The organism is Kribbella capetownensis, from assembly GCF_004331485.1.
In the GTDB taxonomy this organism is placed as follows: domain Bacteria; phylum Actinomycetota; class Actinomycetes; order Propionibacteriales; family Kribbellaceae; genus Kribbella; species Kribbella capetownensis.
In genome coordinates this window covers 276621-299047 of sequence record NZ_SJKD01000005.1, presented here as the reverse complement: position 1 = coordinate 299047, position 22427 = coordinate 276621, and the positions used below count along the sequence as shown (strand labels likewise).

General features: G+C 69.3%; 22 protein-coding genes. 8 read left to right on the top strand and 14 right to left on the bottom strand.

All coding sequences use genetic code 11. The features are described 5' to 3' along the window. Window positions 1-127: 127 nt before the first annotated feature. Complete coding sequence (locus E0H75_RS23040) at window positions 128-904, bottom strand: alpha/beta fold hydrolase (RefSeq protein WP_131515710.1); 777 nt, start codon at window positions 902-904, stop codon at window positions 128-130. 63 nt (window positions 905-967) lie between these two features. Here E0H75_RS23040 and E0H75_RS23035 point away from each other — a divergent pair, with 63 nt between their 5' ends. Then, complete coding sequence (locus tag E0H75_RS23035) at window positions 968-1348, top strand: VOC family protein (protein WP_131515709.1); 381 nt, start codon at window positions 968-970, stop codon at window positions 1346-1348. Between the two features lie 285 nt (window positions 1349-1633). On the opposite strand, the gene E0H75_RS23030 is transcribed toward E0H75_RS23035, so the two are convergent. After that, window positions 1634-2695, bottom strand: coding sequence for a DUF4185 domain-containing protein (locus E0H75_RS23030; protein WP_202873129.1), 1062 nt, complete (start codon window positions 2693-2695; stop codon window positions 1634-1636). Window positions 2696-2886: 191 nt separating this feature from the next. Between E0H75_RS23030 and E0H75_RS23025 the strand changes: the two genes are divergently transcribed. Continuing rightward, complete coding sequence (locus tag E0H75_RS23025) at window positions 2887-3630, top strand: SDR family NAD(P)-dependent oxidoreductase (protein ID WP_131515708.1); 744 nt, start codon at window positions 2887-2889, stop codon at window positions 3628-3630. Between the two features lie 10 nt (window positions 3631-3640). On the opposite strand, the gene E0H75_RS23020 is transcribed toward E0H75_RS23025, so the two are convergent. Next, entirely contained in the window at window positions 3641-4459 is an 819-nt protein-coding gene (locus E0H75_RS23020; RefSeq protein WP_131515707.1) for a sulfurtransferase, read from the bottom strand. Further along, window positions 4456-5109, bottom strand: coding sequence for a thymidine kinase (locus E0H75_RS23015; RefSeq protein WP_131515706.1), 654 nt, complete (start codon window positions 5107-5109; stop codon window positions 4456-4458). Before E0H75_RS23015 ends, E0H75_RS23020 begins: the two co-directional genes overlap by 4 nt. Before the next feature lie 114 nt (window positions 5110-5223). On the opposite strand from E0H75_RS23015, the gene E0H75_RS23010 reads away from it, so the two are divergent. Further along, on the top strand, window positions 5224-6867 hold the full coding sequence (locus E0H75_RS23010) for a S8 family peptidase (RefSeq protein ID WP_238163215.1): 1644 nt from the start codon (window positions 5224-5226) through the stop codon (window positions 6865-6867). Here E0H75_RS23010 and E0H75_RS23005 read toward each other — a convergent pair. The 5 genes from E0H75_RS23005 to E0H75_RS22985 all read right to left on the bottom strand — a co-directional run bounded on the left by E0H75_RS23005 (window position 6864) and on the right by E0H75_RS22985 (window position 12176). Continuing rightward, entirely contained in the window at window positions 6864-7985 is a 1122-nt protein-coding gene (locus E0H75_RS23005; RefSeq protein ID WP_131515705.1) for an alkaline phosphatase family protein, read from the bottom strand. The genes E0H75_RS23010 and E0H75_RS23005 overlap by 4 nt on opposite strands. 4 nt (window positions 7986-7989) lie before the next feature. Further along, window positions 7990-8598, bottom strand: coding sequence for a DUF5998 family protein (locus tag E0H75_RS23000; protein WP_131515704.1), 609 nt, complete (start codon window positions 8596-8598; stop codon window positions 7990-7992). 57 nt (window positions 8599-8655) lie between these two features. Beyond that, the gene (locus E0H75_RS22995; RefSeq protein ID WP_131515703.1) at window positions 8656-10305 is read right to left on the bottom strand and encodes an FtsX-like permease family protein; all 1650 of its coding nucleotides are present in this window, start codon (window positions 10303-10305) and stop codon (window positions 8656-8658) included. After that, window positions 10302-11012 (bottom strand): ABC transporter ATP-binding protein, encoded by a 711-nt coding sequence (locus tag E0H75_RS22990; protein ID WP_131515702.1) that lies wholly within the window; start codon window positions 11010-11012, stop codon window positions 10302-10304. Before E0H75_RS22990 ends, E0H75_RS22995 begins: the two co-directional genes overlap by 4 nt. A gap of 108 nt (window positions 11013-11120) precedes the next feature. Then, window positions 11121-12176, bottom strand: coding sequence for a P1 family peptidase (locus tag E0H75_RS22985; RefSeq protein ID WP_131515701.1), 1056 nt, complete (start codon window positions 12174-12176; stop codon window positions 11121-11123). Window positions 12177-12249: 73 nt separating this feature from the next. Between E0H75_RS22985 and E0H75_RS22980 the strand changes: the two genes are divergently transcribed. Further along, window positions 12250-12759, top strand: coding sequence for a DUF2087 domain-containing protein (locus tag E0H75_RS22980; protein WP_131515700.1), 510 nt, complete (start codon window positions 12250-12252; stop codon window positions 12757-12759). Here E0H75_RS22980 and E0H75_RS22975 read toward each other — a convergent pair whose 3' ends face one another. After that, window positions 12760-15459: a bifunctional acetate--CoA ligase family protein/GNAT family N-acetyltransferase gene (locus E0H75_RS22975; protein ID WP_131515699.1), complete on the bottom strand. Its 2700-nt coding sequence runs from the start codon at window positions 15457-15459 to the stop codon at window positions 12760-12762. A 42-nt stretch (window positions 15460-15501) separates the two neighbouring features. On the opposite strand from E0H75_RS22975, the gene E0H75_RS22970 reads away from it, so the two are divergent. Genes E0H75_RS22970 through E0H75_RS22955 form a run of 4 tightly spaced genes read left to right on the top strand, consistent with a single transcriptional unit; the run spans window position 15502 to window position 19375 of the window. Continuing rightward, window positions 15502-16545 carry an ArsB/NhaD family transporter gene (locus tag E0H75_RS22970; protein ID WP_238163214.1) on the top strand — a complete coding sequence of 348 codons (1044 nt, stop codon included), beginning with the start codon at window positions 15502-15504 and terminating at the stop codon, window positions 16543-16545. A gap of 51 nt (window positions 16546-16596) precedes the next feature. Further along, a complete protein-coding gene (locus tag E0H75_RS22965) occupies window positions 16597-18318 on the top strand; it encodes an AMP-binding protein (RefSeq protein WP_131515697.1) in 1722 nt (573 codons plus the stop codon). Between the two features lie 44 nt (window positions 18319-18362). Then, window positions 18363-19130 carry an ABC transporter permease gene (locus E0H75_RS22960; RefSeq protein WP_131515696.1) on the top strand — a complete coding sequence of 256 codons (768 nt, stop codon included), beginning with the start codon at window positions 18363-18365 and terminating at the stop codon, window positions 19128-19130. Next, entirely contained in the window at window positions 19127-19375 is a 249-nt protein-coding gene (locus E0H75_RS22955; RefSeq protein WP_131515695.1) for a DUF2630 family protein, read from the top strand. The genes E0H75_RS22960 and E0H75_RS22955 overlap by 4 nt, the downstream gene beginning before the upstream one ends. A gap of 200 nt (window positions 19376-19575) precedes the next feature. Here E0H75_RS22955 and E0H75_RS22950 read toward each other — a convergent pair whose 3' ends face one another. From E0H75_RS22950 to E0H75_RS22935, 4 genes are read right to left on the bottom strand one after another with little or no spacing between them, the layout of a single operon-like run. Continuing rightward, a complete protein-coding gene (locus E0H75_RS22950; RefSeq protein WP_131515694.1) occupies window positions 19576-19998 on the bottom strand; it encodes a TIGR03667 family PPOX class F420-dependent oxidoreductase in 423 nt (140 codons plus the stop codon). Between the two features lie 17 nt (window positions 19999-20015). After that, window positions 20016-20417, bottom strand: coding sequence for a CoA-binding protein (locus tag E0H75_RS22945; RefSeq protein WP_202873128.1), 402 nt, complete (start codon window positions 20415-20417; stop codon window positions 20016-20018). 21 nt (window positions 20418-20438) lie between these two features. After that, window positions 20439-21092: a response regulator transcription factor gene (locus tag E0H75_RS22940; RefSeq protein WP_131515692.1), complete on the bottom strand. Its 654-nt coding sequence runs from the start codon at window positions 21090-21092 to the stop codon at window positions 20439-20441. Continuing rightward, window positions 21074-22363: a sensor histidine kinase gene (locus E0H75_RS22935; protein WP_238163213.1), complete on the bottom strand. Its 1290-nt coding sequence runs from the start codon at window positions 22361-22363 to the stop codon at window positions 21074-21076. The genes E0H75_RS22940 and E0H75_RS22935 overlap by 19 nt, the downstream gene beginning before the upstream one ends. Window positions 22364-22427: the final 64 nt, after the last annotated feature.

Below are 22427 nucleotides of genomic sequence, written 5' to 3'. Positions count from 1 at the left end.
GAACTCCTCGGGTTTCCGGATGCCGCCGATGTGCTCTGAGCCACACACCGGCCAGGTCCCGAGTAAGTTAAACCAAGCGTGTTACTAATTCAATGCCTACAAGCTACCGATTCCTGCAACGGTTCGGTCAGCCGCCCAGATCGCCCATCGGCATGTACTTCGGCGACGGCGTGTCGCCGAGGAAGTCGAGCAGCAGGCCGTTCACCAGGGCGGGCTTCTCCAGCGGGACGGCGTGGGAGGCGCCGGGAATGACGGCGAGTTGCGCGTCCGGGATCGCCCGCGCGACGGCGACGTTGTGCTCGATCCGTACGCAGTCGTCGTCGCCTTGCATGAGCAGGACCGGCATCGGCAGGTGCTGGACGTCGGCGGGCTGGATGTCGGGGATCGAGCTCCACATCTGGGTCCACTTGGCGAAGACGACGTCGAAGTGCTCGGGTCCGTCGGGCGACAACCGCTCGTACTCCTCGCGGGCGAACGACGCGAGGGAGTCGAGGCCCTCGGGTGTCGTCATCAGCCGGTCGTTCGCCGGCGTTCCACCGGCTCTGGTGAGCTCGGTGCCGATCATGACCAGTTTCCGGACCGACTCCGGCCGGCTCAGTGCCATCCGTACGGCGACCTTGCCGCCGTCGCTCCATCCGATCACGTACGCCGACTCGAGTCCGAGCGCCGCCATGAACGCGACCATGTCCTCGGCGTAGCCGTCCATCGTCGCCGGACCCTCGACATCCGGGCTCCGGCCGTGCCCGCGGCGGTCGGGATAAAACACCTGATAACGCTCGGCGAGCGCCGGTGTCTGCGCCCTCCAACTCTCCCCCGTCGTCGCGCCGCCGTGGATCAGGAGCACCGGCTCACCGGTCCCCTGCGTCTCGTAGTAGATCCGGATTCCCCCCGCGTCGATCTCCATGATGTCGAACGTAGCAGCGGGCTTCCGACGTTCCCAGTGCGACAGATTCGACGAGGAGGACCCATGACTGATGCGGTCGTGCACTTCGAGATCATCGGGACCGATCCGGTCCGGCTCCGGGAGTACTACGGTGAGTTGTTCGGCTGGGAGTACGAGGTCGGCGACACGGTGTCCGGGCAGGTTTCCGAGCCTGGCAACTACGGCTTCGTGGACGGCAGTACGACGGGCGCACCCGGGCTGAACGGTGGCGTCGGAGGCGGGCCCGGTCTCCAGCCGAAGGCACTGTTCTACGTCGGCGTGGACGATGTCGGCGCGGCGCTCGACCGGGCCGAAGAGCTGGGTGGCCGCCGGGTGTTCGGGCCTGACGGCGTACCGGGGAAGCTCGTGGTCGGGCAGTTCACCGATCCGGAGGGCAACCTCGTCGGGGTGGCCGGGCCGAAATAGCGTCGCGACCGGTTCGCCGGTCGCCGAGGATGACGACATGATCCGCGCAACCACCCCAACCCCCTGACGAAGGCGTGTTGGGGTGGAGGTGTGCCGCTCGACAGGAGGTATCAGGCCGGCAGGTAGTCCAGCTGAGCGTATGCGCGCTCTGTGTACGGTGTCTCGCAGGTGCACTACCTGTCGGCCCGTACACCGCCCGTCCTGCACACCTCCCGGTCCGGATACGGCTACATCGCCGACGACGTCCCCGAACTCACGCTCGGTGTCGCGCCTGGTCAGGATCTATCAGCCGAAGCCGCGGACGCGGAACTGCATGACTCGGTACGGCCAGCCGGCGTCGGTCTTCCATTGGCTGACCGACAGGTGCAGGTCGCTGAGGGTGGACCCGGGGATGATGTAGCCGCCGTACAACTGGGCGACGTGGTTGCCGTCCTCCTGACCCCAGGCGCCGCCGTAGATCAGGGTCTGGCGATACGCCGTGAACAGGTTCGAGGTCGGGGTGTCCATGATGATGCCGTCGATCCGGTAGTCGCCGGCGTTGAACCAGGTCAGCACCCACTTGCCACCGAGCGGACGCAGGCAGAGCTCACCGAAGCTGCCGGTCAGGATCGGCGTCGCCGGGTTGCCCCAGGCCCAGACGCCGTCGCGGAAACCCCACGGCTCGTACGCCGCCGGGTTCGCGATCTGATCGCTGCGGACGCGCTTGAGGATGATCGGCTTGTTCCGCTGGAAGCCGGTCGAGTAGACGTACACATAGCCGTCGTTGCCCTCACCCCAGGTCAGGCACTGGAACAGCCCACCGTCGATGTTCGGGTCGAACTTCGCGCCGGTGTGGTACCAACTCGCGCCGGAGTCGTCGCTGCGCCAGATCTCCGTCCACACCACTGTCCCGAGGCCCTTGTTCACCATCGCGTGCAGGTACATCGACCCGCCGATCGTGATCACGTCCGACGGCAGCACGGTCGAGAACGTCGGGTTGTCGTGCGGGTAGTCCCACAGCTGCTGGGCTGCTGCTCCGCCGACCGCGCCGGACCACTGCACTCCCCCGGGCAGGTTCGTCGTGGTGGACCACAATGCGACCGGCGACCGCCACCACCCGCCACCGACCATCGGCTGCTCGAATGTGTCCCCGAACATGAACAGCAACCGCCCGTCCGGAGTCCGCGCCGGGATCCCGAGGTCCGTCGCCGCCATCCGGAACCGGTCCGTCAGCCCAGGCCCGGTCAGGTCGGCCACCTTGTTCGTGGTCACCGCCTGCGGGCTCGCCCAGGCCGAAGTACCAGGAACGGCTGCCAAGGCGCCGGCACCGACAGCCGCGCGCAGGAACGTAGATCGCTTGATCAGCATCGACTGACTCCCATGGGTTGTTCAGGGCGGATGGGAAATCGATTTCTGCCGCACACTGTCCCGGACCCGGGTGGTCGGCGTCAAGGGCTCGGCGGTCGTTGAAGGTGGCGTAGGTCATGCCCTGATCCCGTCACAGCAAGCGGGTGGCCGGCATCTCATGGCCGAACAGTGACGACTACTGGAGACCAGAAATGACGAAGACGGAACAGACGACGGTACTGATCACCGGGGCGAACAAGGGGCTCGGGTACGAGGCTGCGCGAAGGCTCGGGGTGTTGGGGTGGAAGGTGTTCCTCGGCTCGCGAGACGTCGGCCGGGGGCAGGCGGCCGCCGAGAAGCTGGCGGCCGAAGGTGTGGACGTGGTGCTGGTGCAGTTGGACGTGACCTCGGACGCGTCCGTCGCGGGTGCTCTGGAGCTCGTCCGCACGCACACCGACCGGCTGGACGTGCTGATCAACAACGCGGGCGCCCCCGGCCACGGCGTCAACCCGGCCGAGACGACGGTCGCCGAGCTCCATCCGGTGTTCGACACCAACATCTACGGGACGGTCCGGGTCACCCACGCCTTCCTTCCACTGCTGCAGGCGGCCGACAACCCACGTGTGGTGAACGTGTCGAGTGGCGGCAGCGCCTTTCACGTCGTCACCGACCCGGAGCAGCCCTTCTCCAAGATGCACGAGCTGGCCTACAGCACGTCGAAGGCGGCGCTCAACATGCTGACCGTCCGCTACGCGCAGGCGCTGCCGGCCATCAAGTTCAACCTCGCCACCCCCGGCGAGACTGTGAACAAGAAGTTCGCCGCGACCGACATGAACAACCACAAGGGCCAGCTCACCGTCACCGAAGGCACCGACTCCATCGTCCGGCTGGCGACCGTCGGCCCCGACGGCCCGACCGGCACCTTCGAGGACCGCCTCGGACCGCTGGCCTGGTGAGTGCTCCGGTTCAGTCCTTGCCGGTGGCCACCGGCCGGTCCGGGTCGGTGATCCATTCGGACCACGAGCCGACGTACACGGTGGAAGGGATGCCGGCTACTTCGAGGGCCAGGGCCTCGTGGGCCGCGGTGACGCCGGAGCCGCAGTACACGGCCACCTCGGAGGTGTCGTCGACGCCAAGGTCGGCGAAGCGGGCCTGGAGGTCGGCGGACGGGAGGAAGTGACCGGTGGAGTCGACGTTCGCGGTGGTGGGGGCGTTGACCGCGCCCGGGATGTGACCGGCGACCGGGTCCATCGGCTCCACCTCGCCCGCGAAGCGTTCGGGTGCTCGCGCGTCCAGCAGCACACCCGACGCAGCGACTGCGGCGGCGCCGTCGGCGTCGAGCATCGGGATGTGGCCCGGCGTCGCGGTGAACGTGCTGTCCCCGTCAGCGGGGACATCCGTGGTGACCTCTCCCCCAGCCGCCTGCCACGCAGCCAGTCCCCCGTCGAGCACACGGACGTCGCGGACACCGAAGTACCGGAAGATCCACCAGGCCCGCGCGGCAGCCGACGAGTTCGACGCGTCGTACACCACGACCGGGGTGTCGGCGGAGATCCCGGTACGCCGGAACGTCGCCGTCACGGTGGTTGCTGCGGGCAACGGGTGGCGACCGGGACCGGGCGGGCCGGCCAGTTCGGTGTCCAGGTCGACGAAGTACGCGCCGGGCAGGTGGCCGGCGTCGTACGCCTCCTTGCCGGGCGGACCGGCGAGATTCCAGGTGGAGTCGATCAGCACCGGCTGCTCGATCAGCGCGCGCAACTCGTCGACGGTGATGAGGGGATTCATGATGCGGCTCCTCCGAACGGCAGCACTTCGGGTGACAAGGTGGCGCGGGCGCGCGCCTGGGTGAGCCGGCGCCGGTGGTGCCGGCGGCAGAGCACCTCGTACGAGACCTCGTGGTCGTGGGACACGATGTCGCCCACCACCAGCTGCTCGCCCTCCGTCACCATCTCCCCACCGATCGTACGGGCGTTGTGAGTGGCGCGTTCACCGCACCAGCACAGCGCCTGGACCTGCAGCACCTCGAGCCGATCGGCGAGCTCGACCAGCCGCGCCGATCCGGGGAACAGCGACGCCCGGAAGTCGGTCAGGATGCCGAAGCAGAACACGTCGATCTGCAGTTCGTCGACCAGCCGGGCCAGCTGCTCGATCTGCAGCGAGCTGTAGAACTGCGCCTCGTCGCACACCGCGTAGTCGATCCTTCCACCGTGCGTCAGTTCGCTGACGACGTAGTCCCAGAAGTCGAACTCGGACCGCACCTCGATCGCGTCGGCCGACAGCCCGAGCCGCGACGACAGCACCGACTCGCCGGCCCGGTCGTGGCTGGTGAAGATCCGGCCGATCCTTCCGCGCGCCTTGTGGTTGTGATCCATCTGCAGCGCCAGCGTGGACTTACCGCAGTCCATGGTCCCCGTGAAGTAGGTCAGCTCAGCCACGGGCGCTCATCCTGCCAAGTCAACGGTCCGGCTCGCACGCCGGGGTGTGTCGGTTCGGGGAACAATTCCGGGCGTCGGCTTGGGTTCTGTGCCTCCGGCCGGTTTGAATGGATCGTGCGCAAAGCTCTGATCCTCTTCCTCACGGCGTGTCTGACGGCCGTCACAGCCGGATTGCCGGCCGCCGCGACGCCGAAGCGGGCCGAGGCGGGGCTGCGTGCGTACTTCGTGATCACCGAGCCGCGGCAGACCGCCAAGGTCACCGGGGCGATCACCTCGAACGGCGGCGCGGTCTATGCGACGTACGACGCCATCGGCGTGATCGTGGCGCACTCGACCTCTCCGGACTTCATCGGCAAGATGCGCAGCGTCAGCGGCGTACAGAAGGCCGGCGCGACCCGCACCTCGGACCTGCCCGGCGATGTCGGCAACCCGGCAATCCCGCCGGCCGTGGCCGAGTCACCGAACAACGCGCCGGAGACCGACCGCGCCGACATGATGCAGATCGGTGCGGATCGCGCCTGGACCAAGACTCTCGGCGCGAAGACGGTCACGGTCGGCGTGCTCGACACCGGTGTGGACGACCAGCACCCGGACCTGAAGGCGAACTTCGACGTCACCAAGTCGGCCTCGTGCGCCTACGGCAAGGTCGACACCCGGCCCGGTGCCTGGCGCCCGGTCGGCGAACACGGAACCCACGTCGCCGGCACGATCGCGGCCGCGAAGAACGGCATCGGCATGATCGGCGTCGCGCCGGGCGTGAAGGTGTCGTCGATCCGGGTCGCCGAGGCCGGCAGCCAACTGTTCTTCCCCGAGGCCACCGTCTGCGCGTTCATGTTCGCCGCCGACAAAGGCGTCTCGGTGACCAACAACAGCTACTACACCGACCCGTGGCTGTTCCTCTGCCCGACCGACCCGGACCAGGACGCGATCGCCGAGGGCGTACGACGGGCCGTCGCGTACTCGGACAGCAAGGGCGTGGTGAATGTCAGTGCGGCCGGCAACGAGGACTACAACCTCGCCGACAAGTCCGGTGACGACGCGAGCCCGAACGACTCCGAGCCGGCCCCGCGCCAGGTGACGACCGACTGCCTCAACCTGCCGGGCGAGCTGCCGAACATGGTCACGGTCGCGTCCGTGGATGCGACCGGCGCCAAGTCCCGGTTCTCCAACTTCGGCGAGAACAAGATCAACATCGCCGCCCCCGGCGAGAACGTGTACTCCACCGTCCCGGGCGGCGGCTACCAGCAGATGAGCGGTACGTCGATGGCGTCGCCGCATGTCGCCGGTGTCGCCGCGCTGCTCCGCAGTGTCGATCCGAAGCTCACGGCCGCGCAGGTCCGGGGGAAGCTGGCCGAGCAGGCGAACGACCTGGCCTGTCCGTCGGGCGCGTCCGGTGAGTGCATCGGCACCCAGGCGAACAACTCCTACTACGGCGAGGGGATGGCCGACGCGGCCGAGGCCGTCGGAGAAGCCGCAGCGCAACCGCAGGGCGCGATCGCGATCACCGAACCGTCGGAGCAGATCGGGTTCGGCGGGGTGCCGGCCATCCCGCTGCTGATGAAGGGTACGGGCGGCACCGGCGACATCAGCTACACCGCCCACGGTCTGCCGCCGGGCCTGACCATCGACGCCGAGCGCGGCTGGATCACCGGCGTCCTGACGCCCGGAGCCGGGCGCTACAAGGTGACCGTGGTCGCCCGCGACGGCGAGGCGAAGACCGCGCAGACCAGCTTCTTCTGGGACGTCTGGAGCTTCTAGCCGGCGTCGACGAGTAGCGGGATCGCCATCTCGTCCTCGGTCAGCGATCCGTGCAGCCCGATCAGCCCGGCCTCGTGCGGATAGCGCCGGCTCGCGACCAGCGAGACCTGGCCCAGGGCAGCGACGATCACGTCACCCAGCCGCGGCGACACCCGGTCCTCCACGCCGCCGAACCATCCCCGCGCGACCGCCTCCTCACGGCTGAGCACGATCGCGTCGTCGCCCAGGCGCTCCCGGTACGCCGCCACTACGTCCGCCGCGGCACCGTCGAAGCAGTACAGATGACGGAAGCGCGACTCGCCACCGATCAGACGCAGGCCGTCGGTGAGTGCGGGCTCGGCGTCCAGGTCGACGCGGTCCTCCGGCGCGACGTCCATCATCCCGTGGTCGGCGACGACAACCAGTACGGCGTCACGCGGCAAGGCGGACCGCACCTGCTGCGCGAACAGGTCCGCCGCTCCCAGCTCCTTCCGCCACTGCCAGGACTCGGAGCCCTGGTTGTGACCGGTGTAGTCCAGCTGCGAGTCGTACACGTAGACAAGTGACGAGCTGCCTTCACGGCTGGCGAAGCGGGTCGCGTCCAGCCGGTCCTCGACGGTGTCCGCGCCTCGGTGGGCACTCCCCCGGAATGCTGCGGCGGTCAGACCGGACGTGTCGAAGCGCGCCTTGCTCACGTTGCGCGTGGCAACCCCGGCGGCCGCGATCCGGTCGAAGACCGTCCCGTGCGGCTGCCACCGCCGAGGGTCGACCGGCGCATCCCACGAGAGCGCGTTCAGCAAGGCGCCCGACTCGGGCACGATCGACGTGTAGCCGACGATGCCGTGTGCGCCCGGTGGCAGGCCGGTCCCGAGGCTGGTCAGGCTCACCGCCGTCGTCGACGGCACACCTGCCGTCAGGCTGCGCCCGGTCGGCAGCAACGACGACAGGTACGGAGCGGCGTCCGCGTTGCGCCGCAGCAGATTCCACCCGAGTCCGTCGAGCAGCAGGACGGCGTACCGCGAGGCAGGCGGCAGGCCGAGGACGTTGTGCTCGTTGGGGACCGACAGCGCACCTGCCACCGAGGGGAGTACGTCGGCAAGCGAACCACCGCCGTACTGCGGGGCTACGGGCGCGATCACGGCACTACCTACTGGTGGCGAACGACAGTGCTTGGGCGAAGTCGAGCACCTGCTGGATGCCCGCCGGGCCGTCCGCCGCGGCGCTGAGCCGCAGCGAGATGTCGTCGGCGGCAACGGAGCCGGTGTAGCCGTGGTCGGCCTCGCAGTTCGGGTCGGCGCAGACGGCCGGCTCGAGGTCGATCCGGTTCACCATGCCCCACCCGATGGTCAGCACCACCTCGCCGCCGCCGGAGGCCGGATCGCCCTTGCCCGAGTTGTAGCCGGCCGGATTGGGAACCACCCGGTTCACCACCACCGCGTTCACCCGCTGCAGTGGGATCGCCTCGGTCGAGGTCGACGCGTACGGCGCCCGGATCAGCTCGTCGGCGGCATGCTCGTCGGTGTGCCCGACGATCAGCCGGGACGGGGTCAGCGCCAGGATCGTGATGTGCCGCCGGACTTCGTCCCGATCGAACGTCGGTTCGTGCTGCAGCACGAACGCACGGATCGGCTCGCCCGCGATCGCCACCGCGAGCGAGTCCGTCACCACGTCCGGGTAGTAGCCGCAGCGGTCGATCGCCTCGCGCAGGTCCGCCGAGACATCCGCGAGCTCCGGAACATTCAGGTCACGCATGCCCTCATCCTTGCACGGACACGCCCCGGCCCGATCGCCCCTTGTGGACAACCGCGATCAGTTCGCACTTGCCTTCCGCAGGACCGGTGCCCCGGCGGTTCCGGCGACCGCGACCAGGACCAGTCCGACCACGACCTGCCCGATCAGCAGGAACAGGCCTGAACTGCCCTCGGTGATGACCTTCCCACCGCTGAGCGCCAGTCCGCACAATGCACCGAAGCCGACGACCGGCAGCCCGACTCCGATCACGGGTATGAGGGCTGCCAGCCGCGACGACCGCTCGATGACTCGCAGTGGCACTCCGGACCGGCGCAGTGCGCGTGCGGGTGTCGCCTGGTCGAGCGCCGTACCGACCGCACCTGCGGCCGTCGAGGCGGCCACGGTCAGGAAGACTAGCGCCAGCAGGAGCGCCACGCCGATCCGCATGTCCTGGAAAGACGGGTCGTCATCGCCGGACGGCATGAACACCGAGATGAATCCAGTGACGAAGCCGCTCAGCACGAGCGCAGCCACCGGGCGGAACGCACCCTTCGGGTCGTCGACGAGCCGACGGCCCGCCAATAGCGCCACCGGGCCGTTGGCCAGGTTCGCCAGCGTCTTGCCGATCAACTGCACCGCCCACGGCCCCATCACCCGCACTGCGAGCGCGGCGAACCCGATGCCGATCAGCAGCGGTACGACGGCCGCCTGCATGCCATAGGCGGCCAGAATGATCGGACCGATCGCCAGCAACCCCAGCCGCAGCGCACTGGTCGCCTTACGAGTCTGACCGCGTACGACGCCCAGCGGGGTGATGCTGACCCGGCCGAGACCGATCAGCGCGCTGACGACCGACAGGACAGGTACGGCGGCCAGCACGATCAGCACGTTCCACCAGCTCGCAGTGATGTCGTGGACATACCAGCGCCCGCCACCCAGTGGAATACGCGCGATGAGCGGAGTCAGAACGGTGTAGCCGACCAGCCCGATGACAGCACCGGCCAGACCGAGCACGGCCTGCTCGACAGCGCTCAGCCACAGCACCTGAATCCTGGTAGCTCCGGCCAGGCGCAGTGCGGCCAGGCGGTGCTCGCGGCGTTTGGCGGCGACGCCGGCTGCCTGGCCGACCAGGCTGAGGATCGGGAACAGCACCAGGATGATGCCGAACGCCACGGCGATCAGCAGTCCGACCATCCGGCTGTCCATCACGTCGTCGTTCCAGCTGCTCACGTACTGCGGGTGCTCGTCCGGACTGATCGAGGCGACGCCACGGATGACGATCAACTCCTCCGGCGAGGACAGTCCCTTGTCGCTGATCACTCCAGTCGGCTGCGCGACGCCGTACTGCTTGCTGAGGCTGGACCAGTGCTTGGCGACCGCGGGCGAGACGAAGACCTCGCCCGCGTTGGGCGTGTGGTCGAGACCGGGTGGCGGCCGGAGTTCGTTCTGATGCAGCGTGGCGAGATCGAGGCGGATCATCGGGTGGCCGTCGACCCGCTCGCGGTCGGTCTGGTCGATGGCGCCGATCGCGGTCGCCGGGTCCGCGCGATCCGCGCTCCGCCAACCGATCCGGTCGGAGCGGTGGGCCAGGCCGAGAGAGCCTGCGATCAGGAAGGTGACCAGCAGTGCCACGACAGCGGTCGCGCCCAGGGCTGCGAGGTTGGCTGCCCGGCCGCCAGGACCCGGTCGCCGGACGAACCGCAGGCCGAGATCGGTCATCGGGTTCATCGGTTCGCCCCCAGCGACTCGCTCACCCGGCCGTCGACGATCCGCAGCACGCGGTGGCAGCGCGCGGCAACGGCGTTGTCGTGCGTGACGACGACCACCGCGGCACCGCGATACGTGGCGGCACCGACCAGCAGGTCGATGACCTGCGCACCGGTCGCCGCGTCCAGTGCACCGGTGGGCTCGTCGGCGAACACCGCCTGCGGCTCACCGACCAGCGCCCGCGCGATGGCGACGCGCTGCGCCTGACCACCGGAGAGCTCACCCGGACGGCGGCCCACCTCCGCGGCCAGTCCGACCTGGGCGAGCATCGTGCGCGCCCGGCCGACCGCCTCGCGTCGGCTCACGCCGTCCACCATCAGCGGCAGCGCCACGTTCTCGTCGGCGGGCAGCTCGGCCAGCAGTTGGTTGTCCTGGAAGACGAACCCGAGCCGACGGCGGCGGAGCACAGTCCGGGCGGCGTCGTTCAGCTGGTCGACCCGCTCGCCGCCCAGCCACACCTCACCCTGGTCCGGCGTGAGGATGCCTGCCAGCACGTGCAGCAGTGTGGTCTTGCCGTTGCCGCTGGGGCCCATGACAGCGAGGGCTTCGCCGGACCGTACGGCGACGTCGACACCGGCCAGTCCGACGACCTCTCCGTAGTACTTGACCAGGCCTTGGCCGCTGAGGACGATTTGTGGCTGCGTGGGTTGGGGACTCTGGAAGCTCATACCCCAGAGCCTTTCGCGGACGGCTGCGGACTTCGTCGGCCCGCGGACCGGTCTTGCCGTCGCCTTCCGGTGTCCTTCTTGAGCGCTACGTAGTACTGGAGTCGTACGTCACTCGGTCCGGAAGGCTGACGGATAGGCGTCGCGGTAGCTGGGGATGGCGCCGGCCGGGGTGTCGACGGTCTGGGCGTTGAGCATCGCGTGCACGATCGCCCGGGACAACGTGCGCGACCCGGCCGCGAAGACCGTCTCGAGCTGCCCGAGTGCAGTCGGGTCGGTCACGCTCAATCGCGGTCGGTCGTCGTCAGGGATGCGGGTCGACAGGGCGAAGATGCTGTCGCCGTCGACCAGCGTGTGGATCGGATCGAGTGCCCGAGCCAGTCCGTCGTGCGCCACCATCGCCATCCGCTTCGCCGCGGCCTTCTCCAGCGGTACGTCGGTCGCCACCACTGCGATCACCGTGTTCATCGGCGGACCGGGGATCAGGTTGCGTCCGGGTGCGGCCGGCGGTGGTGCCTCGGTCGGCGTCCGCAGGTGAGTGAACTCGGTGCCGATGCCGTAGCGGGCGCCGTACAGGTTGCCGTCGGCGTCGACGGTCGAGCCGGCCGCGTTCACGATCACCAGCACGCCGACCGTCGTACCGTCGTCGAGCCGGACGCTGGCCGAGCCGACGCCGCCCTTGAGCGACCGGGCTCGTGCGCCCGCACCGGCGCCATGGTTGCCCAGGGCAACCGGTCCGTCAGTCGCGGCGGCGATCGCATCGGCACCCCAGGACGGTTCGGGCCGCGCGCGGAAGTCGCCGCCGCGGCCGAGGTCGAAGATCACCGCGGTCGGGACGATCGGGACCACCTCGTTGTCGCCCAGCCCGACCCGCACGCCTTCGCCGCGTTCCTCCAGCCAGCGCATCACGCTGCCGGCCGTGTCGAGGCCGTAGGCGCTGCCGCCGGTCAGGACGATCGCGTTCACGCCTGCGTTCGAGTTCACCGGGTCGAGCAGGTCGGTCTCGCGCGTGCCGGGTGCGCCGCCGCGGACGTCGACACCGGCCACCGCCGTACCCGGCACGTGGACGACCGTCGTACCGGACAGGTACGGCGCGTCGAGGCGCTCGACCTGTCCGACGAGAACTCCAGGGACATCGGTGATCGCATTGTGCGGACCAGGCTGCATGACCCAGATCCTGTCACGGGGCCGGTCGACACGGTGGTGAAATCGGGTTGCGGCCGACATTAGCGTGGAACGCATGAACGCCGACCAACTCTGTGGACTGCTGGCCGAACCGTCGAGGCTGCGGACGTACTCCGCCGTCGTCCTCGGCGCCACCACCGCGGATGAGGTTGCCGGGAGCACCGGACTGGCCCAGCCCGTCGTCGTCAAAGCGCTGCAGCGGTTGTTCAAAGGCGGTCTGGTCACGGCCGACGGCGATCGTCTGCAGGCCGACGAGGCGGCCTTCAAGGACGCCGTCCGCGGGAGCCGTCCGGAGTGGGTGCCGCTCGATCCCGATCCGGAGCGGGACGCCGTACTGAAGTCGTTCATCCGCGACGGCCGACTGACCCACTTCCCGACGTTCCCGGAGAAGTTCCGGATCGTGCTGGAGCACCTCGTGGCGAGCTTCGAGCCGGGGCGCAGCTACCCGGAGGCCGAGGTCAACGAAGTCCTGAACCGCTGGCACCCGGACCACGCCGCACTCCGCCGCGGACTGGTCGACGCGCGCCTGCTCAGCCGCACGGACAGCATCTATACGCGGACCTGATCAGGTCAGGCGGCGGGCCGGGGCGTCCTGGCGGGGCTTCTCGTTCGGGGCGATGCGGATCGTGGTGTCCAGGACCGTGGCGCCCTCGGCGGCGGCCAGGACCGACCGCAGGTCCAGGCGCACGACCTCCTCCAGGTCGAGGGTCAGCCGGGACACCCGGTGCAGCAGGCTCTCGATCGCGGCGATGTCGACCGGGTCGGAACCGCGGTAGCCGTACAGCAGTGGCGCCGCGCGGACCTCGCGGACCATCTCCGCGGCGTCCCGCGTCGTCAGTGGCGGCATCCGGTACGAGCGGTCGCCGAGCAGGTCGGTCGCGACGCCCGACAGGCCGAACGTGACGACCGGTCCGAACGACACGTCCTCGAGCGCGGAGATGACCACGGGTACGCCGGGCGGCGCCATCTTCTGGACGACGAACTGGGCCCGGCCCGGATCGGCGGCGACGCCGAAGCTCTCGGTCATCTCCGCCCAAGCCGCGCGCATGTCGTCCTCGTCGTGGATATGGCGCCAGATGTCGGCCAGGTCCGGCCGCATCCGCCACTGCTCCGCGGTCGCCTTCAGGATCACCTCGAACCCGAGATCCTCCGCGCGCGCCACCGCCTCGTCCGCGCTCAGGACCGGGAACGCCGGCAGCACGTTGATCCCGTAGAAGCTGAGCAGCCGCTGCCGGTCCGCATCGTCCAGGTCGGCGCCACTCGGATGCCGCTGCAGGAACTCGGCGACGAAGTCCTCGGCCCCCGGAGTGTCCACGTCCGGCAGGTCCGGGATCCGGCTGTCCGACCGCCGCCGCCATTCGCCGTACTGCGTCGCCTTCGCCAGCGCACCCACGGCGTACTGCGGATTGAGGAACGACGGGATCGAACCGCGGGCCGCACCGCCGTGGTCATCCGGGACGCGAAGCGCTTCGGGCACGCTGCGCGAGGCGAGGAAGGTGGAGACCACGGGCTTGTCCGATCCGGCCGCGGCAGCCGCGAGAACCTGTGCGACCTCGGCGCCGTTGGACTGCACCGGCGGCGTGTAGATCACCACGACCGAGTCCACCCGCTCGTCGTCGAACACCTCCGACAGCGCCACCCCGAAGTCCTCGGCGGTCGCGTCCGCGCTGAGGTTGCGCGGCTCCCCCGCCACGTCCAGCCCACAACCCGCCATCGTGTCGAGCGCGAGCAGAGTGAGGGCGTCGGAGTTGCTGACGATCGCGACCCGGCGACCCTTCGGCAACGGCTGGTGCGCCAGCAGCTGGGCGACGTCGAACAGCTCGCCGGTGGTGTCGACGCCGATCAGCCCGCTCTGCCGGAACAGCGATTCGATCGTGGCGGCCGGCAACTGACTGCGCCGGACCATCTGGCCCAGCGGCACACCTTGGGTGGCGCGACCGGACTTCAGCGCGATCACCGGCTTGCGGCGGGCGAGCCGGCGCGCGACCCGGCTGAACTTGCGCGGGTTGCCCAGCGACTCCAGGTACAGCAGCACGACCTCGGTCGCCTCGTCGGAGTACCAGAACTGCATCAGGTCGTTGCCTGAGACATCGGCCCGGTTGCCGGCCGAGACGAAGCTCGACAACCCCAGACCACGGCCGACCATGTCGGCCAGGATCGGTACGCCGAGCGCACCCGACTGGCAGAAGAACGCAACCCGGCCCTTGCTCGGCATCAACGGTGACAGCGTGGCGTTCAGCGACACCCCGGGCGCGGTGTTGATCAGACCGAGCGCGTTCGGCCCGATCACTCGCATCCCGTAGGACCGGGCCAGGCCGACCAGGTACCGCTGCAACTTCCGGCCCTCGCCACCGATCTCGGCGAATCCGCTCGACACCACGACCAGCCCGCGCACGCCCTTGGCGGCACAGTCCAGCACGACGTCCGCCACCAACTCGGCCCGTACGGCGACCACCGCGAGGTCGACCGTGCCGTCCACGTCCCGGATCGTCGGGTACGCCGGAACGCCCTCGATCTCGGTGGCCTTGGTGTCGGTGTTGACGGCGTACAGGCGGCCGGGGAATCCGCCGTCGCGCAGGTTGCGCAGCAGTGCGTTCCCGATCGTGCCCTCGCGCCGGCTCGCACCGATCACCGCGACCGCGTTGGGCGTCAGCAGCCGCGCGATCGACAGTGCCTCGGAGCGCTGCTCGCGGGCCTGCATCACGCCGAACGAGGTGTCGGTCGGCGCGATGTCGAACTCGACCACGATCACGCCGTCCTCGAACTCCCGGGCGACCTTGTAGCCGGCCTCGGCGAAGACGGTGATCATCTTCCGGTTGTCCGGCAGCACCTCGGCGACGAACCGGTGGATGCCGTTCTCCCGGGCCGCCTGGGCCAGATGCTCGAGGAACAACTGGCCGAGGCCGCGGCCCTGGTGCGCGTCCTCGATCAGGAACGCGACCTCCGCGGTCCGCCGGCCGGTCCGCTCGTACCGACCGACGCCGATCATCTCGCTACCGACAGTGACGATGAGTGCGAGTCGGTCGTGGTAGTCGACCTGCGTGAATCGCGCCACATCCCGGTCCGACAACTGGGGGTACGGGGCAAAGAAGCGGTAATACTTCGATTGTTCGGACACGCGGGCGTAGAACGCCACCAGCAGGTCGGCGTCACCCGGAGTGATCGGCCGCAGATGCGCCGTAGCGCCGTCCCGGAGTACGACGTCCGCCTCGTAGCCGTCGGGGTATCCGGCCGGGTGGTGGGGGTCCTGCTCCGGCGGGGTCACCCGGTCAGCCTACTCAACCAGCCCGGGGGGAGGTCGTGCATTTTGATCGCGCGAATCGCGCCTGTGCTGGTGTTCCTGATCGCCGTCACCGTGATCGCCGAGCTCGCCGACGAGGCCAAGGTGTTCGACGTCGCGGCCCGGGAGGCGGCCCATCTGGCCCGGGGCAAGGTCTGGCGGCTGTGGCTGCTCGTGGTCGTGCTCGCCACCGGGCTGACGATCGTGCTGTCCCTCGACACGTGCGCGGTCCTGCTCACGCCGGTCGTGCTCGCGATGGCCCGGCAACTCGACGTCCCGCCGAAGCTGTTCGCGTTCACGACCGTGTGGTTGGCCGGCACAGCCTCGTTGTTACTCCCGGTGTCGAACCTGACCAACCTGCTCGCGCTCCATCAGTTCCGCAAGCTCGACGTCGAGTACCTGTCGGTGAGTTGGCGGCCCGCGATCGCCGCGATCGTGATCACGGTCGCCGTGCTCGCGGTGCTGTTCCACCGGGACCTCGGCCGGACGTACGTCGTACCGCCGACTCCGCAGGTTGACGACAAGGTGCTGTTCTGGGGCTCGGCCGGCGTGTGTGTGCTGCTCGGGCCGGCGTTCGTGTCCGGGATCGAGGTCGCCATACCGGCGAGCGTCGGGGCGGTCGTGCTGGGCGTGCTGTTCGCTGTACGGCGCCGGTCGACGCTCCGGTGGTCGCTGATCCCGGCCAAGCTCGTGGTCACCGTGGTGGTGTTGTTCGCCGTCGTCGGGTTCCTCACCGACCACGGGCTGGAGGACCTGCTGAACCGGGTCGCCGGGACCACGTCCGAACTCCGGTTGAGCGCAACCGCGGCCCTCGGGGCGAACCTGGTCGACAATCTCCCGGCGTACCTGGCGATGGAGCCCGTGGCGTCGAGCGACGCCCACCGAATGATGGCGCTGCTCATCGGCGTCAACTGCGGCTGCCTGCTCACCCTCTGGGGATCGCTGGCCACCCTGCTGTGGCGAGCCCGCTGCGACGCCGCCCGCGTCGACATCACCTGGTGGTCCTTCCTCTGGCGCGGTCTGATCCTCACCCCGCTCGTCGTCACCGGCGCGGTGCTGGCACTCGGCTGAACCGGAGTGGCACGGTTTACCGAGCGGTAGTGGTTGGGCAATAGTGCGGTCATGAGCCCAGCGGACAGCAGTGAGCAGAGCACGGCGGACGTGACCCGGGAGTTCCGGGCGGCGCGGGACTTCCTGGTGGCGCATCGGGAGGACTACGAGACCGCGTACCGGGACTTCAATTGGCCACGGTTCGAGCGGTTCAACTGGGCCCGGGACTGGTTCGACGCGCTGGCGGTCGAGCAGCCCGAGGTGGCCGCGCTGACCATCGTCGAGGAGGACGGCGAGGTCAACTCACGGACGTACGCCGAGATGGCCGAGCAGTCCCGCAAGGTCGCCGGGTGGCTCACCGAGGCCGGTCTGAAGCCGGGCGACCGGGTGCTGATCGTGCTCGGCAACACTGTCCCGCTCTGGGAGATCATGCTCGGCTGCATCCGGGCCGGCGCTGTCATGATCCCCGCCACCACGCTACTCACCGACGCCGACCTGGCCGACCGGATCACCCGGGGCAGTGTTCGGGCCGTCGTCGCCAGCAGCACGGAGGCCGGCCGGTACGCCGGTATCGCCGACCACTGCATCCGCGTCGCCGTCGGCGCATCGGTCGAGGGCTGGCTGCGGTACGACGACGCTGCCACGTACGACGGACCGGTCCCCGAGGTCGACACCGCGGCCGACGACTCGCTGCTGCTCTACTTCACCTCGGGTACGACGAGCCAGCCGAAGCTGGTCGAGCACACCCAGGTCAGCTACCCGGTCGGTCACCTGTCGACGATGTACTGGATCGGTCTCCAGCCCGGGGACGTTCACCTGAACGTCTCCTCCCCCGGCTGGGCCAAGCACTCCTGGAGCAACGTCTTCGCGCCGTGGAACGCCGGCGCGACCGTGTTCCTGTACAACTACACCCGGTTCGACGCCGAGAAGATGCTGCGAGTCCTGCAGACGTATGGCGTGACCACGTTCTGCGCGCCGCCGACGGTGTGGCGGATGCTGATCCAGGCCGACCTGTCCGCGGTGAAGGTGCAGATCCGCGAATGCATCTCCGCGGGCGAGCCGCTCAACCCCGAGGTGATCGAGCAGGTCCGCACGGCGTGGGACATCACCATCCGGGACGGGTACGGCCAGACCGAGACGACCGCGCAGATCGGCAACCCACCCGGTCAGCCGCTCAAGCTCGGCTCGATGGGCCGCCCGCTGCCTGGCTACAGCATCGCGCTGATCGACCCGGCCACCGACGAGATCGGCGACGACGGCGAGATCTCCATCGAACTGGCGCCCGCGCCGGTCCCGCTGATGCGCGGCTACCGCGACGCCCGTGAGCTCACCGATGAGGTGATGCGCGGCGGTTACTACCACACCGGCGACGTCGCGAGCCGGGACGAGGACGGCTACATCACCTACGTCGGCCGGTCCGACGACGTGTTCAAGGCCAGTGACTACCGGATCTCGCCGTTCGAGCTGGAGTCGGTGCTGATCGAGCATCCGGCCGTGGCCGAGGCGGCCGTCGTACCGTCGCCGGATCCGGTCCGGCTCGCGGTGCCGAAGGCGTACGTCGTACTGGCGGCCGGGCATCAGCCGTCGCGGGAGCTGGCCGGCGAGATCCTGCAGTTCTGCCGCGAGCATCTGGCGCCGTACAAGCGGATCCGGCGGATCGAGTTCGCCGAGCTGCCGAAGACGATCCCGGGCAAGATCCGGCGGGTCGAGCTGCGTGCGGACGAGGCGTCGAAGGTGGAGAGCGGGTCCGGCGGCGAGCACACGTACGACGAGGCCGACTTCAAGGAAGGGTGAGTCAGCGCACCCCTGGACGACGGAGTGCGTGCTGAAATGGGCGGATGTCCCTCGACACCGGTCTAGGCCTCGCCGCGGTCGTCGTCCTGCCGCTGCTGATCGCGATCGGCGTGGCCGCGTCCCGGTACGCCGGAACCCGGCACGACAAGGGGATCGTCACCGCCGCCCTGCGCGCCCTCGTGCAGTTGGCCGCCGTCGGCGCGGTCGTCGGGGTCGCTCTGCAGCACACGCTCGGGGCGATCGCGTTCGTGCTGGTCATGTTCGTGGTCGCGACCTTCACCAGCACCCGGCGGCTCCATCAGACCGCCGTCATCCCACAGCAGTGGATGTACTGCGGGACCGCGATCGGTCTCGGTGCGCTCGTCGTACTCCTGCTGCTGATCGGACCCGGCGTCGTACCGCGCAACCCGGCGACGATCCTGCCGATGGGCGGCATCATCATCGGCGGCACGATGACCGCGACCACGCTGGCCGGACGCCGGATGCTGAGCGAGTACGGGACGCGGTTCGGCGAGTTCGAGGCCGGGCTGTCGATCGGGCTGCTCCCGCCGGACGCGTTCAAGCTGGTGGTCGGCCCGGTGGCCGGCGACGCGCTGCTGCCCGCGCTGGACCAGACCCGGACCGTCGGGCTGGTGTCACTGCCCGGGGCGTTCGTCGGGATGGTGCTCGGCGGCGCGTCGCCCGCCGAGGCCGCCGCATTGCAGCTCGTGGTCCTGCTCGGGCTGATCGCGTCCGAGTCGATCGCGATCCTGGCCATCACCGAACTCCTCGCCCGCGCCCGCCTTCCGGACGGGCGTACGGTTTCCTCATGACCGATGACAAGAGCCTCTTCAGCCGGATCGACGAGCTGGTCGCCGAAGAGCACGACCTCCGCACCAAGCACGCCGGTGGGAAGATCAACGACGCCGACGAGCATGCCCGCCTGCGGGCCCTCGAGGTCGAGCTCGACCAGTGCTGGGACCTGCTCCGGCAGCGCCGGGCCAAGCGTGAGTTCGGCGAGAACCCGGACACCGCCGCGGCCCGCTCCGCCGACACCGTCGAGGGCTACCTGAACTAGCCCCACCCCGGCTACCCATCCCGGCTACGCACCACTCGCCCACCCGCTCCCCGTACGTTTGAACGGATAACCCCTGGGCGTGCCCCTTCTCCCGTCGTATTTCCAGCCGAGAAGGGTCCACTTGAATGGATAACCCCTCAAATGCACCGGGGGTGGGGGCGCGGCGGGTGGCCGGTGGCGGCGGGTGGCCGTGGCGGGGGTCAGAAACCGCGCAGTTTCTCCGGGGTGATGCGGATCAGGACCGAGTAGTCCTGGTGGAAGCCGTCGGCGGTCATGCCGAGGCCGGCGATGTCGTCGGCGTACTTCGCGTTGTAGGCGGCCAGGGCGTCGCCGGAGAGCGGCTGCTGGTCGATCATCGCCGTACCGGAGATGACGCCGACGTCTCCCCCGGTGTGGGTGGCGTTGAAGTTCAGCGCCACCTGCGGGCGGGCGGCGATGTTGCGCAGCTTGGCCTTGTCCGGCTGGCTGCTGATCAGCAGCTCGCCGTCGTGCCAGAGGAACCAGACCGGGGTCGGCGCCGGCGTACCGGTCGTGCCGACGGTGGTCAGCCACACCACGATTTCGTCGTCCAGCTGCCGCGCGATCCGCTTGCCGAAGTCGGTGGAAGTGTCGATCGAGAACATCAGGCCCCTTGGGTTGGTCAGGACGGACCGAGGCGCCCCCACTCGATGGCCGGGCAGTGGTCCATCACCATCGTGAGTCCCGCCGCCGTCGTCCGGGCGTATGCGTCATCGTCCACTACGTCGAGTTGGAACCACACCGCCTTGGCGTTGATTCCCACCGCCTGGTCCGCGATGTCACCGGCCAGCTCGGACCGGACGAACACATCCACGCAGTCCACCGGGAACGGAATGTCCGCCAGCGTGGCATATCCCTGCTCGCCGTGCACAGTCTCGGCCGCGGGATGCACCGGCACGATCCGCTTGCCATGCCCCTGCAGGAACCGCGCCACGCCGTACGCCGCCCGGCTCGTGTTGTTCGACAACCCGACCACCGCCCAGGTCTGGCAGTCCGCGAGAATCTTCCGGATATCACTGTCCATACCCAAATCCTCTCGCGGCGCTCAACCGCGCAGATAGGTGAGTACGGCGGAAACGCGCCGGTCCAGTCCTTCGTCGAGCTGCAGCTTCGCGAAGATGTTACCGACATGCTTGCGTACGGCGGCCTCGCTGACGACCAACTGCTCCGCGATCGACGCGTTCACCCGGCCCTCGGCCATCAGCGCGAGCACCTCCAGCTCCCGCGGCGTGAGTGCCGACAGCGGCCCGTCGTTCCGGCGACGGGCGAGCAGCTGGCGCACCACCTCGGGGTCGACCACCATCCCGCCGTCGGCGACCCGCTCGAGCGACTCGAGGAACTCCGCGACATGCCCGACCCGGTCCTTCAGCAGGTACCCGATCCCGCCGGTCGTTGTCTCGAGCAACGACGACAGGTACGCATCGGCGACGTACTGCGACAGCACGAGGATCCCGATCGACGGCAGCTCGGCCCGGATCGCCGCGGCGGCTCGCAACCCTTCGTCGCTGTGCCCGGGCGGCATCCGGACATCGGTGATCACCACGTCCGGCGGATCCTTGCGTACGACGGCCAGCAGTGTGTCCCCGTCCCCGACGGTGTCTCGTACCTCGTGCCCGGCGCGATCGAGGATGCTGGCCAGCCCCTCACGCAACAGCAGTGAGTCTTCGGCCAGCACGATGCTCAGTCGCCGAGTCGGCACGGGCACTCCATCCTCAGTCGCGTCGGCCCACCGGGTGGGCTGTCGATGACGAGTGTGCCTCCCAACGCGTCCAATCGGGTCACCAACCCAGTCAGTCCGGTCCCGGCGCCGGCCCGCGCGCCGCCGATCCCGTCGTCGGTGATCGTGATGACCAACTGCCGCCGATCGACCCAGCCGGCCACTTCGCAGTGCGTGGCCTGCGCGTGCTTGCCGACGTTCGCGAGCGCCTCGCTGACAACGAAGTACGCCGCCGCCTCGATCGGCGACGGCAACCGCGACGGCAACGCCATCTGCACGGTCACGGGCAGCGGACTCCGGTCCGCCACCTCCCGTACGGCGGCCTCCAGCCCGTGGTCGACCAGCACACGCGGATGGATACCGCGGACCGCCTCGCGCAGATCGGCCAACGCCGCCTCCGCCTCGGCGTGCGCCTTCACCACCAGCCGTCGCCCCTCCCCCTCCGGCACGTCCAGCTCCGCCAGTCCAAGCGTCATCGTGAGCCCTACGAGCCGCTGCTGTACGCCGTCGTGCAGATGCCGCTCGATCCGGACCCGCTCGGTCTCGAACGCGTCCACCAGATCCAGCCGCGACCGCCGCAACTCGGCCAGGTTCCGCTGCAGCTCGTCCTGCCGCGGGCCGAGCATCGTCTTCGCCAGCGACGCCTCCGCTCCCGCGACCACACCGACCAGATAGGAGCTGACGACGAAGAACGGCGGCCCGAACGCGACCAGGAAGATGAGCCCTTCCCGGGCCGAGTCCAGGATCCACGGTCCCATCCCCATCTGTTCGTTGGCGGCGATGATCGGAGCGCCCAGGGTGATCAGCAGGACGGTCGCGCTCAGCCCTGCCACCGCCGCACTGACCGGCCAGACGAGGACGCCGAGGACGAACCCGTAGCCGACCGACCGCAGCGAGGCCTGCTCGCGACGGCGGAACTTCAGCTTCTCCCGCACCGACAGCGACGCGGGCATGGCCGCGTGCGGAGTCTTGATGCCGTCGACCAGCACAAGTCCGGCACGCCACCGCTCGACCCGGCCGATCGCGACGCCGATCAGCGGGAACGACGTCAGCAGCAGGACTCCGATCAGGATCGGGCTCAGGACGATGCTGAGGGCGGCGGAAACGATCAGGATGGCGAAGGTCAGCACACCGACCGGTACCGAGCTGAACAGATACGCGTAGCCGCGCCACGGCCAGGGCGACAGCAGGTAGCGCGGTGACGCGAGCGCTGCCCACGGCGTCATCGGCCGAGTCGGCACAGATCTGTCCACCCTGCCAACCCTAGGTCCGTGACGGCGCGCCCGGCGGTAGCGTGCGCGCTACCTCAGGTCTCCT